The organism is Clostridioides sp. ES-S-0190-01, from assembly GCF_020658275.1.
GTDB lineage: Bacteria > Bacillota > Clostridia > Peptostreptococcales > Peptostreptococcaceae > Clostridioides.
Genome location: NZ_JACVWA010000015.1, coordinates 479,792 through 498,228 on the forward strand (window position 1 = coordinate 479,792; position 18,437 = coordinate 498,228).

General features: G+C 32.0%; 13 protein-coding genes. All 13 read right to left on the reverse strand.

Translation table 11 applies throughout. The features are described 5' to 3' along the window. Positions 1-28: 28 nt before the first annotated feature. Complete coding sequence (gpmI, locus tag IC214_RS05645) at positions 29-1,558, reverse strand: 2,3-bisphosphoglycerate-independent phosphoglycerate mutase (protein ID WP_413926637.1); 1,530 nt, start codon at positions 1,556-1,558, stop codon at positions 29-31. Positions 1,559-1,569: 11 nt separating this feature from the next. Next, on the reverse strand, positions 1,570-2,313 hold the full coding sequence (gene tpiA / locus IC214_RS05650) for a triose-phosphate isomerase (RefSeq protein WP_227433775.1): 744 nt from the start codon (positions 2,311-2,313) through the stop codon (positions 1,570-1,572). Positions 2,314-2,338: 25 nt separating this feature from the next. Further along, on the reverse strand, positions 2,339-3,541 hold the full coding sequence (locus IC214_RS05655) for a phosphoglycerate kinase (RefSeq protein ID WP_227481909.1): 1,203 nt from the start codon (positions 3,539-3,541) through the stop codon (positions 2,339-2,341). A gap of 221 nt (positions 3,542-3,762) precedes the next feature. Next, positions 3,763-4,770, reverse strand: a complete 1,008-nt coding sequence (gap, locus tag IC214_RS05660) for a type I glyceraldehyde-3-phosphate dehydrogenase (RefSeq protein WP_227433773.1) — start codon at positions 4,768-4,770, stop codon at positions 3,763-3,765. 59 nt (positions 4,771-4,829) lie between these two features. Next, entirely contained in the window at positions 4,830-5,852 is a 1,023-nt protein-coding gene (locus tag IC214_RS05665) for a sugar-binding transcriptional regulator (protein WP_227433772.1), read from the reverse strand. 506 nt (positions 5,853-6,358) lie between these two features. Further along, on the reverse strand, positions 6,359-7,705 hold the full coding sequence (rpoN, locus tag IC214_RS05670) for an RNA polymerase factor sigma-54 (protein WP_227433771.1): 1,347 nt from the start codon (positions 7,703-7,705) through the stop codon (positions 6,359-6,361). A gap of 151 nt (positions 7,706-7,856) precedes the next feature. Then, positions 7,857-10,418, reverse strand: coding sequence for a selenium-dependent xanthine dehydrogenase (gene xdh, locus IC214_RS05675; protein WP_227831559.1), 2,562 nt, complete (start codon positions 10,416-10,418; stop codon positions 7,857-7,859). Beyond that, positions 10,412-11,803: a dihydropyrimidinase gene (hydA, locus tag IC214_RS05680; protein WP_227866368.1), complete on the reverse strand. Its 1,392-nt coding sequence runs from the start codon at positions 11,801-11,803 to the stop codon at positions 10,412-10,414. The genes xdh and hydA overlap by 7 nt, the downstream gene beginning before the upstream one ends. Positions 11,804-12,066: 263 nt before the next feature. Next, the gene (locus tag IC214_RS05685) at positions 12,067-13,176 is read right to left on the reverse strand and encodes a 4Fe-4S binding protein (protein ID WP_227433768.1); all 1,110 of its coding nucleotides are present in this window, start codon (positions 13,174-13,176) and stop codon (positions 12,067-12,069) included. 86 nt (positions 13,177-13,262) lie between these two features. Beyond that, positions 13,263-14,615 carry a nucleobase:cation symporter-2 family protein gene (locus IC214_RS05690; protein ID WP_227824441.1) on the reverse strand — a complete coding sequence of 451 codons (1,353 nt, stop codon included), beginning with the start codon at positions 14,613-14,615 and terminating at the stop codon, positions 13,263-13,265. Positions 14,616-14,758: 143 nt separating this feature from the next. Next, positions 14,759-16,087 (reverse strand): putative aminohydrolase SsnA, encoded by a 1,329-nt coding sequence (gene ssnA / locus IC214_RS05695; RefSeq protein ID WP_227433766.1) that lies wholly within the window; start codon positions 16,085-16,087, stop codon positions 14,759-14,761. Positions 16,088-16,114: 27 nt separating this feature from the next. Next, positions 16,115-17,698, reverse strand: a complete 1,584-nt coding sequence (locus IC214_RS05700) for an N-acyl-D-amino-acid deacylase family protein (protein WP_227481904.1) — start codon at positions 17,696-17,698, stop codon at positions 16,115-16,117. 15 nt (positions 17,699-17,713) lie between these two features. Next, positions 17,714-18,437: YgeY family selenium metabolism-linked hydrolase (locus IC214_RS05705; RefSeq protein WP_227866369.1), on the reverse strand; the 724-nt coding region annotated here is incomplete at its 5' end.

The following is an 18,437-nucleotide window of genomic DNA, read 5'->3' on the forward strand; positions in this document are numbered from 1 at the left end:
ATTAATAGATAATACTTATTAAGCTTAACTATTTTGAAATAAGTGAATGACCAGTCATTTCTTCTGGTTTTTCTAACTTCATCATATCTAAAACAGTTGGCGCTATATCAGATAATCTTCCTGCGTCTAATAATTTTGCACCTTCAAATTCTTGTCCAACAACCACAAATGGTACTGGATTAATAGAGTGGGCTGTTACAGTCTTTCCTGTTTGTGGGTCTAACATGTATTCAGCATTTCCGTGGTCAGCAGTTATTATTGCGCTTCCACCTAGCTCTATTATTTTATCTACTAATTTTCCTACACAAGTATCTACAGTCTCAACAGCCTTTATAGCTGCTTCAATATTTCCTGTATGACCTACCATGTCAGGGTTTGCAAAGTTTAAAACTATAAAGTCAAACTTATCTTCTCCTAGTTTTTCTAAAGCTTTGTCTGTTAATTCATATGCAGACATCTCTGGTTGTAAGTCGTAAGTTGCAACCTTTGGAGAAGGTATTAATAATCTCTCTTCACCTTTGTTTGGCTCTTCTACTCCACCATTGAAGAAGAAAGTAACATGCGCATATTTTTCAGTTTCAGCAGCTCTTAATTGAGTTTTTCCATTTTTCGCAAGATATTCACCCAGAGTATTAGTTAAAGATTGTGGTCCAAATGCTATATGCACTTCTTTTATAGTTATATCGTACTCTGTTAAACATACAAAGAAGTTTTTAATTTCTTCTCTTTTAAATCCATCAAACTCTTCACTTACTAAAGCTCTTGTTATTTGTCTTGCTCTATCTGGTCTGAAATTGAAGAATATAATTGAATCATTTTCTTTTATACTTCCAACTGCTTTATCATCTTTAACAATAACTGTTGGCATTATAAATTCATCATTTTTTCCATTATCATAAGAGTTTTGAATAGCTTCTTCAATAGAAGTTGCTTTTTCGCCAATACCTCTAGCCATGGCATTGTATGCAAGCTCTACTCTTTCCCATCTCTTATCTCTATCCATTGCATAGTATCTACCAGAAACTGTAGCAAATTCACCTACTCCAATTTCATTCATACTAGCTTGTACTTCCTTAGCATATTCCAATGCGCTTTGAGGGTCAGTATCTCTACCATCAGTAAATGCATGAACATATACTTTTTCTACACCTTTATCTTTTGCCATTTTGATTATAGCTTTAAGATGGTCTATATGTGAATGTACTCCACCATCAGACAAAAGACCCATTACATGAAGAGAATGTTCTTTTGCATTGTCCATAGCTTCACATAAAACTTTATTATTAAAAAAATCACCATCTTTTATAGATTTTGTTATTCTAGTTAAATCTTGATATACAATTCTACCTGCACCTATATTAGTATGGCCAACTTCTGAATTTCCCATTTGACCATCAGGTAGACCAACATCAAGACCACTAGCATTTATTAATGTGTTTGGATATTCTTTCATTATTCTGTCTAAATTAGGAGTTTTGGACTCAGCAATTGCATTTCCCTTAACTTCCTTATTATATCCAAATCCGTCCATAATAATTAAAGCAACTGGTTTTTTCATCATTTCACTCCTTAGAAATTAACAAGGTCTAAATAGTCATTAGCAGCTAAACTAGCTCCACCTACTAAAGCTCCATCTATATCACTTTGACCCATTATTTCAGCTACATTTGAAGGTTTAACACTTCCACCGTATTGTATTCTAACTTCATTAGCTAATTCTCCATATAATCCTTTTATAACTTCTCTTATATAAGATATAACATCATTAGCATCTTCAGCAGTTGCAGTTTTACCAGTTCCAATAGCCCAAATTGGCTCATATGCAACAACTACTTTTGCTAAATCATCTTTAAGAACATTTTCTAAAGCTTTTTCAACTTGAACTTTACAAACATCTTTAGTTTTTCCAGCTTCTCTTTGCTCTAAAGTTTCACCAACACATAGTATTGGGTCTATTTCTACTTCTAAAGCTTTTAAAACTTTTTTGTTTACAGTTTCATCAGTTTCATTGAAATACTGTCTTCTTTCTGAATGTCCTATTATAACATAGTCCATATCTATTTCTTTTAACATAAGAGGTGAAACTTCTCCTGTAAATGCTCCTTTTTCTTCAAAGTGCATGTTTTGAGCACCTATCTTTATATTTGTACCCTTAGTAGCTTCTTTTAAATCCTTCAATAAAGTAAATGGTGCACATATAACAGCTTCTGCCTTATCAGCATTAACTTTTCCTTTAACTTCATTTACAAATTCTAAAGCTTCTTTTATTGTTTTATGCATTTTCCAATTTCCTGCAATTATAGGTTTTCTCATTTTACAATCTCCTCTATATAGTAGTTTATTTATTATCTAATGCTGCAATACCTGGTAATTCTTTACCTTCTAAAAATTCTAGTGATGCTCCTCCACCTGTTGATACGTGAGTCATCTTATCACCAAATCCTAATTGATTAACTGCTGCTGCACTATCACCACCACCAATTACAGTAGTTGCGTCAGTTAATTCTGCCATGGCTTTAGCTACTGATAGTGTTCCATTTGCAAAGTTTTCAAATTCAAATACTCCCATTGGTCCGTTCCATACTACAGTTTTTGATTCTTTTATGGCTTTTACAAAGTTTGCTATAGTCTTAGGTCCCATATCTAGTCCCATATAATCTTCTTTTACATTAGCATCTTCTGTTACTATTGGAGTTGCATCTGGTGCAAAGTGGTCTGCCATAACAACATCTACTGGCAATAATAAGTTAACGCCTTTTGCCTTAGCTTTTTCCATCATTTCTTTTGCATATTCTACTTTATCTATTTCAAGTAAAGATGTTCCTACTTCATAACCTTGAGCTTTTAAGAATGTATAAGCCATTCCTCCACCTATTATTAGATTATCAACTTTTTCTAATAGTTCATTTATAACAGCTAATTTATCAGAAACTTTAGCTCCCCCAAGTATAGCTGTAAATGGTCTTACAGGATTGGCAACAGCTTCTCCTAAGAATTTTAATTCTTTTTGAATTAAGTATCCGCAAACTCTCTCTTGTAAAAATTCTCCTGCTCCAACTGTTGAACAATGCGCTCTATGAGCAGTTCCAAATGCATCATTTACAAATATTTCAGCAAGTGAAGCTAATTCTTTAGAGTAGTTTTCTTCATTTTTAGTTTCTTCTTTTCTATATCTAGTATTTTCTAATAACACTACATCTCCGTTTTCCATTTTTTCAGTAGCTTTTTTTGCATTTTCTCCTACAACATTATCATCTGCTGCAAATACAACTTCTTTACCTAACATTTCAGATAATCTCTTTGCAACTGGTGCTAAAGATAATTCTGGTTTAGCTTCTCCCTTTGGTTTTCCTAAATGAGAACATAATATAACTTTTGCTCCTTTAGAAATTAAATATTGAATTGTTGGTAAAGCTCCGTTTAATCTATTTTCATCAGTAATTACACCATCTTGTAATGGTACATTAAAGTCACATCTCACTAATACTTTTTTCCCGCACACATCAATATCTTCTATAGTTTTTTTGTTTAGCATTGACATAAATATCTCTCCTTTTAATAAAGTAATTTTTTATTGCCAAGTATAATATAGTACATACTTTTACCCTATTAAATATATCATATTATCATATTTTTATATATAGTATGTAACATTATTTAGGTGTATTTTATATATTTTTTCTTAAAAAAAGTCCAGAGTCCGTAGTGTTAAACTACAAACTCGGACTTTGTCAATCTACTTTTCTATTTTCTAAAAGCTGACTATTTTGCTAATTGTGCAAAGTATCCTAAAGTTCTTATTAATTGAGAAGTATAAGACATTTCATTATCATACCAAGAAACAACTTTAACTAATTGTTTTCCATCTACTTCCATAACTTTTGTTTGAGTAGCGTCAAATAATGAACCGTAGCTTATTCCGATTATATCAGAAGATACTAACATTTCTTCAGTGTATCCGAAAGATTCGTTTGAAGCTTCTTTCATAGCTGCATTTATTTCTTCAACTGTAACATTTTTTCCTAATGTACAAACTAATTCAGTTATTGAACCAGTTACAACTGGTACTCTTTGTGCTGCTCCATCTAATTTTCCTTTTAATGCAGGTATTACTAAACCGATTGCTTTTGCAGCTCCTGTAGTGTTTGGAACTATGTTTCCAGCAGCAGCTCTAGCTCTTCTTAAATCACCTTTTGGATGAGGACCATCTAAAGTATTTTGGTCATTAGTATATGCATGTATAGTAGTCATTAATCCTTTTTCTATACCATATTTATCATTTAATACTTTAGCCATTGGAGCTAAACAGTTAGTTGTACAAGAAGCTCCTGATATAACTGTTTCAGAACCATCTAATATGTCACTGTTTGTGTTGAATACTATTGTTTTTAAATCTCCAGTTGCTGGTGCAGATATAACAACTTTTTTAGCTCCTGCTTGTATATGAGCTTCTGCTTTATCTTTAGAAGTAAAGAATCCTGTACATTCTAATACTATATCTACTCCTAATTCAGCCCATGGTAGGTCAGCAGGATTTCTTTCTGCTGTTACTTTTATTTCTTTTCCGTTTACTATAAAAGCACCTTCTTTAACTTCTATTTCACCGTTAAATCTTCCTTGAGCTGTATCATATTTAAATAAATGAGCTAACATTTTAGCATCTGTTAAGTCGTTTATTGCAACAACTTCAAACTTATCTTGTTGCTCCATCATTTTTCTTAATGCTAATCTTCCTATTCTTCCAAATCCATTTATAGCTACTTTAACCATTTTCGCTACCTCCTATAAAGTAAATGTATGTTGTCTAGCTCTGTGCTAGTTTTCGACTTTTATAATAATGACAATATCTTATAAGCACTTTCTTCATCTGTTACAAGAACCATGTTTTTATGCATATTTGATATAGCTAATAAGGCTTCTACTTTTTCTGTTCCTGCAAAGATTGCAATAGTTTCTTTTACTTCTTTAACTGTCTCTAAATCAATTCCAACAGTATTTAATTTATAAACTATTTCTCCATCTTTGTTGAAATAATATCCAAATGCTTCTCCAACTGCATTTTTAGATAATATCTCGTTAACTTTATCTTCTGGAAGTTTTCTTCTCTTTGCCATGACATCTGCTCTACCTATGCTGAAAACTAAAATGTCTGTTCTTTTAATATACTCCAAAGTTGTCTTAATCTCTGGCACTTGGCTAAGAGTTTTCATTGCACTCTCGTCCAATTCATCTGGTATATGTAAAAGTTTGCAATTAGAGTGTAATTTCTTACTTACTGAAGCAACTATACTATTAGACTGCATCTCTACATCAGTTCCCATACTTCCTCTAGCTGGCACTATTGTAGAGTTTGGATATCTCTTATCAGTTTTAATAACATTTGAAAACTCTAACATAGTGCTTCCCCCTGTTATTGAAACTATATCTCCATCTTTTAAAATACCTAAGAAATACTCGCATCCATATCTAGTTACATCTTTTAATAAGCTTCCATTTTCATCACAGCTTCCAGGAACTAGTATTACCTTTTTTATTCCAAGCTTTTCTCTGACCCTATCTTGTAACTTAGACAATCCCATGATGTCACTCATGATGTCTTTAAGTTTATCTAATAAATCAGAACCTTCTTTAGTGATAGTCATTCCAGATACAGCAACATCTATAAGTCCTTGTTCTTTTAAAAACTCTGTTTCTGACCTAATTATTCTTTCACTAATTTCTAATACATTTGATAAAGTTCTTCTACCTATTGGTTCACTTAAAGATATTTGTCTTAAAATAGAGTATCTTCTTTCCATAAGTTCAATTGCCTGTGGAATTAGTTTCTTTTGAATTTCTAATAAGTTCTTCATAACATACTCCTTATTGCTTTCCTTTAGGGACTTTTTTTGTCCCTAGTGTTTATTTAAGTCCCACAAGATAATTTTATTTTATAGGATTTGCGTATAGATTTCAATAGTTTTTCAAAAACTTTTTTATTTTTTTGTTTTATAGCAATTTCTCCACCATTTTCAAAGTACAGTATTTTTTATTTTTTATATAATATTTTTTCCATATATTTTTTGGTTTTTATTCTAATATTTTTGACTCAATCTTGTATGTTCTACTCTGCTAGATTCTATATGTCTTTGTTTTTATACTTTATGTTTTTATTTTTATGCTCTTAAAATTAACAATAACTGTTTATTTATCTCTGTATTTTTTTGACTCTAGTTATCGTTCTAATTCCTGATTTTTCCTAATATTTAATTTTATTTCTAATACTTTTCTTTCCAATACTTAAATTCATTTGTATAATGCTCATTTGTATTTTAATTAGCATTTCCCCTAATTTTACTGATACTTCTTTCTCTTTTCACTAATATTCTTTTCTCTTACTTGAAGACAAAATTCCTAATTCTTCACGATACTTGGCAACTGTTCTTCTTGCAACATTGATTCCTTTTTCTTTTAATAGCTTAGATATATGGTCATCACTTAAAGGTTTCTTTTTATTTTCGTCTTTTATTGTTTCCTTTATAATTTTTTTTATGCTTGTACTAGATGCCATTTCATGATTTTCAGTTTCAATAGCACTACTGAAAAAGTACCTAAATTCATATACTCCAAAAGGTGTCAGCATATATTTCCCATTTACACCTCTACTTATAGTAGATTCATGAAAATCTAATTTTTCTGCTATGTCTTTCATTTTTAAGGGCTTTATATATTTTGTTCCTTTTCTCAAAAACTCATCTTGAGCTTTTACTATTTCTTCTGCAATTTTAAGTACTGTAGTCTTTCTACTTTCTATATTTTTCATAAGCCCTGTTGCCGAATTTAGTCTTTCTTTTATAAATTCTTTTGCACTTTCGTCAGACTGTGAATTTTTTAGTATGTCTTTATAATAACTGTTTATTTTTATTTGATAGGAGTCTTTTTCATTTAAATACACAATAAATTCATCATCAATTTTTTCAACTGTTACATCTGGTTGTATATATACACTTTTTTCTACTGAACAGGTTCTTCCTGGCTTAGGGTCTAATGTTTTAATTATATTTATTAGTTCAACGCATTTTTGTAGTGACATATTGTACTTCTTGCTTATCTCTTTATATTTATTATTTGCAATTAAATTTAAGTCTTTTGTAACGATTTCCTCTAAAATTTCATTATATATTCCTAAGCTTGCCATTTGAATCATCAGACATTCTGAAAGACTTCTTGCACCTACTCCACTAGGTTCCAACTGCTGAACACTAATCAAGCATTTTTCAAAAAGTTCTTCATCTATCTTTAAAGTATCAACAATTACTTTTTCCTCAGTTCTCAAATATCCGTCCTCATCTAAGCTATCAATTATATACTCACAGACTTCCATTTGTTTATCTGTTAGCTTATATAAGCTTATCTGAAACTTCAAATCCTCATATAAATTTGACGAATATTTAACTAAATTTTCTAGATTAACTTCATTGTCAGGGTTATAACTTATTTCTGTTCTATCTAAACGTCTTGATTTTTCCATATCTTTTATATATTCTTCCCAATTTATCTCCCCACTTTTCTCAACTTCGACTAATGGGTTATTCTCTGCTTCCCTTTTAATCTCTTCTTCTAACTCCAACTTACTCATATTTAATATTGATAATGATTGCTTAAGTTGTGTAGTCATGATTAGCTTCTGAGACTGAGTTAACTCTAGACTATTATTAAAATTCATTTTGCTCACCTCTCAATTTTATTAAACTTATTTTATAAAAGAAAAACCCTCCTGTATATGTATATTCTATCATTTAAAATATACCTTATGCAAAAGGGTTTTTTTTATTTACAATTTAATTGATTTTTTTTATTTAATATTTATTTTTTTGTTATTTTTTTTTACTATATGGCGTATTTTGAAGTGGTAGTTCAGTTCTAAACTCTTTATCAAATACATAATAGGCATTTTGCACTGCTGGTGCAGTGGGAACTGTACAAATCTCTCCTACTCCTTTTGCACCATATGCCAATAAATCTTTGTTTTTTTCAACTATTACGGCTTGTATTTCTGGTATATCTGTAGATTTAAATAAGCCTAATGTACCAAATTTAGCTGTAGGTACAGAGTTGACTACTGGGTAATCCTCTGTTAAGGCATATCCAAGACCCATAACAACTCCACCTTCTATTTGCCCCTCTAAACTGATTGGGTTTATAGCTCTTCCTACATCATGTGCTGCTACTACTTTTTCTAATTTTCCATTTTCATCTAGCATTACAACTTGTGTTGCATATCCATAAGCTACATGGCTTACTGGATTTTCTTTATCAGAACCCATTTTGTCTGTAACACTTGCATATTCTCCGTAAAATTCTTCTCCCTCTAAATCAGATAATGCTTTTCCAGTTGCTAAAGCTTCTTTTAATTTAATTGCTGCAACCTTAGTAGCCTCCCCTGTAAATACTGTCTGTCTTGAAGCTGTAGTATTACCAGAATCTGGTGTCAAGTGAGTATCTGGAACTTCATGCACTATGTTTTCAGGTAGTAAATTTGCAGTTTCACAAACTACTTGAGTCATAACCGTACCAAGACCTTGACCTATACAAGAGGCACTTGTTCTTATATGAACTTTACCATCTTTTATTACCAGTCTACATCTTCCCACATCAGGTATCCCAACTCCTACACCACTATTTTTCATTGCACAAGCTATACCTGCACGTGGGTGTTTTTCATACTCTTCTTTTACAGCTTCTAATGTTTCTGCCATTGCTGTTCCTTCATCTGCAAATTGACCATTTGGTAAAACTTGACCAGGTCTTATTGCATTTTTATATCTTATTTCCCAAGGTGATATTCCAGCCATTTCAGCAAGTAAATTTAGATTACATTCTGTAGCAAAACAGCTTTGTGTAACTCCAAAACCTCTAAATGCTCCTCCAGGAGGATTATTAGTATATACTGCTGTTCCAGTTATATCAATATCCTGATAATTGTATGGTCCTGCTGCATGAGTACATAATCTTTGCAATACTGGTCCTCCAAGAGATGCATAAGCACCTGTATCAGATATTATAGTTGCTTTCATACCTGTTAGATATCCATTTTCATCACATGCTGTTGTAAATTCCATTTCTGTAGCATGTCTTTTTGGATGAACAATTATACTTTCTTTTCTAGTAAGCTGTACTTTTACAAATCTCTTTGTGTGGTATGCAAGTAAGGCTGCATGGTGTTGAACACTCATATCTTCTTTTCCACCAAATCCGCCTCCTACCATCTTATTTATCACTCTTACTTTTTCATGTGGTAATCCTAACATATCTGCACATTCATGTTGAGTAGCAAACACACCTTGGTCTGTTGAGTAAATTATTACTCCATCTTCTTCATAAGGACCTGCTACTGCACATTCAGGTTCTAAAAATGCATGTTCTGTTGCAGGTGTAGTGTATTTTTTAGTTACAACGTATTTTGAGTTCCTTATTTTTTCTTCAGCATTTCCTCTTACTAAATGTTCCTTAACAAGTACATTACCTGTTTCATGTATATTTGGAGCATCTTCTTTAAGAGCCTCTGCTGTAGTACTTAAAGGTGTCAATTCTTCATAATCTATCTTAACTAGTTTTTTCGCTTCTTCTAATGCTTCTCTAGTTTCTGCTGCTACTAAAACTATTCCATCTCCTAAGTATCTAGTTATTTCACCTTCTGGAATTAAAGTATCCCAATCTTTCTTTAAGTGACCTACTTTTATAGTTCCTGGAATATCTTTAGCTGTAAGAACTGCAACAACTCCTGGGTAAGCTTTTGCTTCTTCTATATCTATCTTTTTAACTAATGCTCTTGGATATTTGGCTCTAACTGCTGAACCATAAATCATACCTTCTAATCTTATATCATCTACATATTCAGAGTATCCAAGTGTTTTGCCTACTGCATCAACTCTATGAAGACTTTCACCAACTAGACCTTTGCAGTTTACTTTTGGCACATCTATATCTTCTCTAAATATCTTTGCTGCCAAACTCACAGCTTTAATTATTTTTACATAACCTGTACATCTACATATATTACCTTTTAAAGCTTTTTTTATGTCATCTTCAGTAGGATTATTATTAACGTCTATAAGCGCTTTTGAACTAATTACCATACCTGGGATGCAAAATCCACATTGAACAGCTCCTTGACTGGCAAAAGAATATGCAAAAACATCTCTTTCTCTTTCTGATAATCCTTCTATAGTTGTTATATTTTTCCCAGCTAATTTATCAGTTTTAAATACACATGCTTTAGTTGCTTTACCATCTATTATGACCATACAAGTTCCGCAAGCACCTTCTGAACATCCATTTTTAACTGAAGTTATATTCATATCTTCTCTAAGGAAGTCTAAAAGTTTTTTGCCTTCTTTTGCAACAACTTTCTCTCCATTTAATATAAATTCTACCATTCTCTAGCCCCCTCTGTTAGACGCCTTTTTATATATCTCCCACTTGGAGTATTACAAATTAATTCTCCCTCTCTAACAACTTCTTTTCCTCTTAAATAAACATGTTCTATTTGACAATTTACTTCATAACCTTCATAAGGCGTATAATCTACATTTTGTAATTGTTTTTTTGCTTCTATTTTATATTTTTTATTTGGATTTAAAACTAATATATCTGCATCACTACCTATTTCTATAGTTCCTTTTTCAGGATACATTCCAAATAATTTGGCGGCATTAGTCGATGTTACTTCTACCATCTTGTTGATAGATATTTTATTTTTACAGACTCCATATGTGTATAAAAGACTCATCCTATGTTCCACCCCTGGCGAACCATTAGGAATTTTACTGAAATCGTTTATTCCAAGTTCCTTTTGCCCCCTATAATTAAAAGAACAGTGGTCTGTACCTATAGTATCTATTTGATTATTTAAAATAGCATTCCATAAAATTTCATTATTTTCTTTATCCCTTAAAGGTGGTGACATTACATATTTAGCACTTTCAAATCCTTCTAAATCATATAATTCATCACTTAATAGAAGGTATTGAGGACAAGTTTCAACTATCACATCTACTCCTCTTTGTTTAGCTTTTAGAACTTCTTCCAAAGATTCTTTACAACTTAGGTGAACAACGTACACCTTAGAATTTGCCACTTCTGCTATCTTCATCAGTCTTGAAGTTGCTTCTGCTTCTAATATAGCTGGTCTAGTTAATTGATGATATTTTGGAGATAGATTATTTTCTGCTTTTGCTTTATCCACAAGTTCACATATTATATCCCCATTTTCACAATGGAATCCAATAATTCCTCCTACCTCTTCTGCTTTTCTCAAAGCTTCAAAGATGACACCATCATCAACTTGAAGGCTTCCTTTATATGCCATATACAATTTAAATGAAGATACTCCCTCTTTCACCATGTCTTCCATTTCATTACAAACTGAAGCATTCCAATCTGTTATAGCCATGTGAAAACCATAGTCTGAATAAGATTTATCTCTAGCTTTTTCATGCCATTCATCTAATCCTTCTTTTAAAGAACAACCTCTAGATTGTGTAGCAAAATCTAAGATAGTAGTAGTACCTCCAGCTATTGTAGCTTTTGTTCCTGTTTCAAAATTATCTGCTGTCTTAGTAGTTCCTGTATCTAAATCAAAGTGAGTGTGTGTATCTATACCTCCTGGTATAATATAATAATCACTAACATCAACTACTTCATCATTTTCTTTTGATATATCAACACCTATATCAACTATTTTCTCATTTTCTATTCTTACATCTGCACAGTAAGTTTTTTCACTTGTTACTACTTTCCCACCTTTTAAAACAATTCCCATATAGACTCCACCTTACTTATAACGTATCAATTTATTTTATCTGAAGAAATTAACTTAAAGTAATTTGATTAGAGAACTTATACACAGTAAATTTATATTTAGATTAAACCATTATTTAATTAAACTAATGTTTAGTTAAATCAACGTCATAAAATTATTAACTTCACGTTGTATTGTTAATGTATAAACTTGCTTATCTAATATATTTTATTATCTTAATATATTTATTACTCTAAGTTAATTACTAAAATTCTATATAATTATTATTCATTAACAGCTTCTACTTGATTGTAGCAAATACTTAAAGCACCTTTTGGACATCTAGTTACACATAATCCACAACCAAAGCACTTATCCACATCTATATTTAATTTATCTGTCACTTCTAAAGCTTCATATACACAGCTTGTTACACATTGTTTACATTTGATACACTTATTATCATCTACAACTGGAGCCACTGCATGAGTTCTAAATCCTCTAGCTGCCATTTTCTTATGAGTTAATCCTTTGATTTCATTAACATCAGCATATCCATTTTCATCTAAGAAATCATTTAATTCTTTAGCAATTTTTCCATATATAGAAGGCCCTTTAAGGATTGCTTCTGTACATACTTGAACAGCACTTGCTCCTGCCATCATCATTTCAGCTACATCTTTTCCACAAGTTATTCCACCAACACCTATAATTGGTATATTTACAACTTGAGAAGCTTCATATATACATCTTATTGCTAATGGTCTTATAGGAGCTCCTGATAACCATCCATATCCTGCTTTACTTCCCATTATAGGGTATCCTGTGTTTACATCTATTGCCATACATGGTCCAAATGAGTTTATCATTACAAGTCCATCTGCTCCTGCTTCTTCAACAGCTTTTGCAATAGTTTGAATATCAGTATGAGGACTCATTTTCATAAATACTGGTACATCTAAAACAGCTTTTGCAGCTTTTAAAGCATTTACTATTGGAGCAACATCTGTGCCTACATAATGAGTTGATAATTCAACTGCATCTGCGTAAGGTTTTACTAAAGGTGCAACCTCAGCTATTTGTTCTGCTGAATATCCCATACTTACTATTACTGGAAGACCTGCTGCTTTTACTTTTTTGTATTCTTCTTCTATCCATTGTTCTTTTGGAAGCTCTGACCATAATTCTGTATTTAAGAAACCACTGTTAGTTTTTGCCATACATGGTCTTGGTACATCTGCTGGTAACACAGATATAGTTTTTGTACATATAGCTCCTGCTCCACCTTTTGCTGCCTCTTGACAGAGATCACCATCTTTTGCTCCAGGACCTGCCGCTGTCATAACTGGATTTAAGAATTCCATTCCATATAAATTAACTTTTAAATTAGCCATATTATTATCTCTCCCTTAATTAAATATATTTTTTAATATTTAGCTTAGATACTCTTTTATATATGTTGCTTTTCATTTATTTCTTCCTATTTTGCTTCTTCAGTCTTAGGAGCTTTTTCCTTTTTTGAACCTAATTCATTGAAGAAGATATTCAAAAGTACTGCTGATAAACTTCCTGTTGTTATTCCACTGTGGAATATCGTTTGCACCCAAGTTGGAAAATTATGATAGAAATCAGGATTTGTCAGTGGTATCATAGATAACCCAACACTAACTGCTACTATCACTCCATTTTTAGTTCCATCAAATTTTACTTTACTTAGAGTTTTTACTCCTCCAACCATTACCATTCCAAACATTGCAAATCCTACTCCACCAAGAACAGGCTTAGGTATTGCTCCTATTATTGCTGCAAACTTTGGTAAGAAACCAAGTACTAGCAATATTACCCCTGCATAAACTGCAATAAATCTTGATTTTATACCTGTAAGTCCAACAATTCCTGTATTTTGACCAAACGGAGTTATTGGAAATGAATTGAATATTCCAGATAAAGCTGTAGATATTCCATCTCCAAATAGACCTCTTTTAATATTTTTACCAGTTACCTCTTTGTCTACCATTTCGTGAATAGCTATCATATTACCAACTGATTCTGTCATAAGTACTAACATAATTAAGCATAATGATAATATTGCAGATGGTTCAAATCTAGGCATTCCAAATTTTAAAGGTACATTTAAGTTAAGCCAACCAACTCCACTTACTGCACTAAAATCAGCCATTCCAACTGCCATAGAAAGTAATGTACCAAGTACTATACCTACCAATATCGCTGTACTATTCCAAATTCCTTTTAAGAACTTAAATGAAAGTAAAGTTATAGCCAATACTGCTAAAGCTAATGCTAATGAGTTTGGTTCAACCGCTTCCAATTTGTTGTCAGTTATCCACTTTATCCCAACTGGGAATAGTGAAATACCTATTACCATAACAACTGTTCCAGTAACTACACTAGGGAAGAATCTTATTAGTTTTTCAAATACTGGAGCAAGTAATATACAAAACAGCCCAGCTACTATTACAGAGCCAAATACTGTCTGTATTGCAACTTGAGAATCACTATATGATGAGGCTATTGCTGTCATACCTGCCACAGCGGCAAAACTAGTTCCTTCAATTACTGGTATTTTAGCGCCTACAATATTTCCTATACCAACACTTTGTATGAGTGTTCCTATACCTGCCATAAACAAGCAAGCATTTATTAAAAAAACAATACTAGCATGATCTAGTCGTGCAGCACTTCCTATCATCATAGGAACTGCTACCGCTCCTGCACACATTGCTAAAACGTGCTGTAGTGAAAATACCCAGGATTTGGATACAGGTAACCTTTCATCTACTGGAGCTATTTTAGGGCTTTCATTTTGAGACATGTTGGGTCTCCCTTCTATATTTAGTTTAATATTCTATTCCATATATTTTTTATCTATATACTTCATTTAAATTCTACTTTTGTCTAAGTTTTATTTTTAACACTTATATTCTTTTCTCTTACTTGTATGTCATTATCAATTATTTAGATTCTATTCCATAGGTTCTGACTTAGTTCTCTGCTCTTAGCTAGAATACTTTCTTCATCAATGTTTACCAATTTTCTGTCTTTCATAAGTACTTTTCCATTTATAATAGTTGTATCCACGCTTCTTCCACTCATTCCAAATATGATGTGTCCCCCTATTGTGTTTTCTGTCAATGGAGTATGTGGTGTATAATCAACTACTATGACATCCGCATAAGCACCTTTTTTAAGTATGCCTAGGTCATTTTTATAATAAGCCTTTGCTATTTTTTTATTGTTATCAAATAACATTGTTTGTGATTCTCCAAATCCAACTCTTGGGTCACTTAAGTGGTGTTTATGAATTATATTAGCAACCTTTAACGATTCAAACATATCACTAGTGTATCCGTCAGTTCCTAGACCTACTGTAACACCTCTTTTTAGTAATTCTATTGCAGGAGAACATCCAACTGCATTTCCCATATTAGATTCTGGATTATGAACTACAAATGTATTTGTTTTATTTAAAAGATTGATTTCATCTGTACTTATATATATACAATGAACTGCTATAGTCTTTTCTTTTAGAACACCAAAATCATTAAATCTTTCTAAAACTCTTTTTCCATATTTATCTACATTATATTGTAAGTCTGCTAATCCTTCAGCAACATGTACATGATAACCTGTATCAAGACCAGCCATTTCTGAGGCACACTTATTTAATGTATCATCAGACAATGTAAATGCAGCATGAAGACCAAACATTCCCTTTATCATGTCTGTATCATCTTTTTGAGCATATTTTATGAAATTTACATTTTCATTGATACCTTGTTGTATTGTATCTCCACCATCTCTATCAGATACCTCATAACAAAGGCATGTTCTTATTCCCAAATCTTTTGCAACATCTGATATTGTAAATAAACTACCTTCAATTGCATTTGGACTTGCATGATGGTCATAAACTGTTGTGACACCATTTTTTATACATTCTATATAAGTTGCATATGCACTGTATTTTGTATCTTCTAGTGTAAGTTGTTTATCAAGTCTCCACCATAAATTGTTTAATATTTCTAAAAAATTTTCAGATGGTTTTCCTGGAACTGCCATACCTCTAGCAAATGAACTGTATATATGCATATGTGAATTTATTAGACCAGGCATGATTATCTTCTTGCCTGCATCTATAAATTCATGTCCTGGATATTTCGCTTTCATTTCCTCAGTAGTACCTATATCTTCAATCAGATTGTCATTTATTACAACACATCCATCTTCCATATAGGGATTTAAAGAATCTTGGCTTATTAGCCTCCCATTCCCCACTAAAATCATAAATTTATTCCTCCTTAAAGCTAAGATTTAATTTTTAAGTACTTTTCCTGCTTTAATTTTATTGTATTTTCCTTCTTCAACAACACAATTTCCATTTATAATTACATAATCTATACCTGTAGGATATTGCATAGAATTGATAAAATCATCACATCCACTAACAGTATCCTTGTCAAATATAACTAAGTCTGCAAAATATCCTTCTTTTAGTTCACCTCTATCTTTTATACTAAAGCTTACTGCTGCTTTTTTAGTCATTTTATAAACAGCTTCTTCAACTGTTAGTACATTTAATTCTCTAACATATCTTCCTAGTATTTTAGGGAAAGAACCATATGCTCTTGGATGTGGCTTACCTGCTAAAAGACCATCTGTACACACATTTTGTTCGTCTCTTTTCATAAAACCTATTATATGTTCTTCCAAGCCATAGAAATCTACCATTCCAACTGCATTTTCTTCTTCTTTCAATAAATCAAACGTTGCATCTAACGGGTCTTTACCTCTCATCTTTCCAATTTCTAGTAGGCTCTTACCAATTGTATCTTGATTTTTTTCTGTCTTTACACTTGTTACAAAAATTTGGTCTATTCCAGCAAATTCTATAAAGTTATCCCAACCTTCGATTCCATTTGCTATATCTTTTTTCATTTTTGCTCTTTCGTTTTCATCACTTAATCTTTCTATTAATTTATCAGTTCCTCCTGAATGTGCCCATGGAGGTAAAACTACTCCAAGCATTGTACTTCCAGCTGCATAAGGATATTGGTCAAATGATACTCTTATACCTTCTTTTTCTGCTTTTTCTAAAAGTTCTATAACTTGAGGTATATACTTCCAATTTGATTTACCACAAACCTTAAAGTGTGAGAAGTGAACTTTTACTCCTGATTGCTTTCCAATTTCTATAATTTCTTCCATTGATGTTAAAATTGTATCTGCTTCACTTCTTTGATGAACCACAAATACTCCATCGTATTTTGCTACTACTTTACACATCTCTATAATTTCTTCTGTCAATGAATACGCACAAGGTATATATATAAGTCCAGTTGATAATCCTATAGCTCCTGCCTTTAATTCTCTTTCTGTGATTTCACACATCTTTTGAATTTCCTCTTTAGTGGCAGGTCTATCTTCAAGCCCCATTGCTTCCATTCTTACATTTCCATGAGGTACTAAATAGGTTTCATTTAACCCTACCCCATTTTCATCCATCATTTTTAAATAGTTTTCTGTTGTTTCATATTTCCAATCAATTTCATCACTTTCACCATCTAGGCCTGCTAAATTTTTTCTCCAAGAAGATATATGCTCTTGAGGTAGAGGGGCCATAGATATTCCATCTTGGCCCAACACTTCTGTTGTAATTCCCTGTCTAATCTTTACCTCATTATATGGATTAACCAAAATCACTAGGTCTGAATGGCTATGAGTATCTATGAAACCTGGACATATAACTCTACCTTTTGCATCTATAACTTTGTCAGCTTCTTCGTTTAAATCCTGTGATATTTTTAATATTTTTTCGTTTTCTATTAAAATATCCCCTTCATATGCTGGTGTTTTATTTCCATCTACTATAAGCCCATGTTTTATTAAAGTTCTCACAAAACCATCTCCTAATTATTTTTTATAAACTGATTTTAATATTCCATAATATCCTTCTGCACCTTTGAATAATTGGTCTAACTCTATATGTTCATCTATTGTATGAGCAAGATTTTCTCTAGAAGGACCAAATCCTATAGTTCTTATTCCAGCCTCACCTGCATAATGGCTTCCATTTGTACAGAATGAGTATTGAGTTATTTCTGAATCTATTCCAGCTTCTTTTAATCCTTTGTATGCTGCTTGAACAAATTCATCATCTTCATCGTATAACCAACCTGGGAAGAATCTTTCACTTTCTATAGTATTCCCTGTATAACATTCAGCTTTTTCAGATGCATAAGAAACTTTTGCATTTAATTCTGAGTCTTCTTTCATCATTTCATCTAATAATGCTTGTATTGGAGCTAATACTCCTTCTTTTGTTTCTCCAACCAATAATCTTCTATCAAAAGTAGCTTTACAATAATCTGGCACTACTGATGCACCTGGATATGGAGAAGATTTTATATCTGTTAAAACTAGTATTCCATCACCTAAAACTGGATGAGTTGGAGGTACTAATTGTTGTATTCTTTGAATTACATTAGCCATTTTATAAACTGCGTTTATACCTTTTTCTGGGTTAGCAGAGTGAGCTGGTTTACCAAAAGTTTCTACAACTATTTCTCCTCTACCTCTTTGACCAATCTTTAAGTTTAGTTCTGAAGATTCTCCGATTACAACATAATCAGGTTTA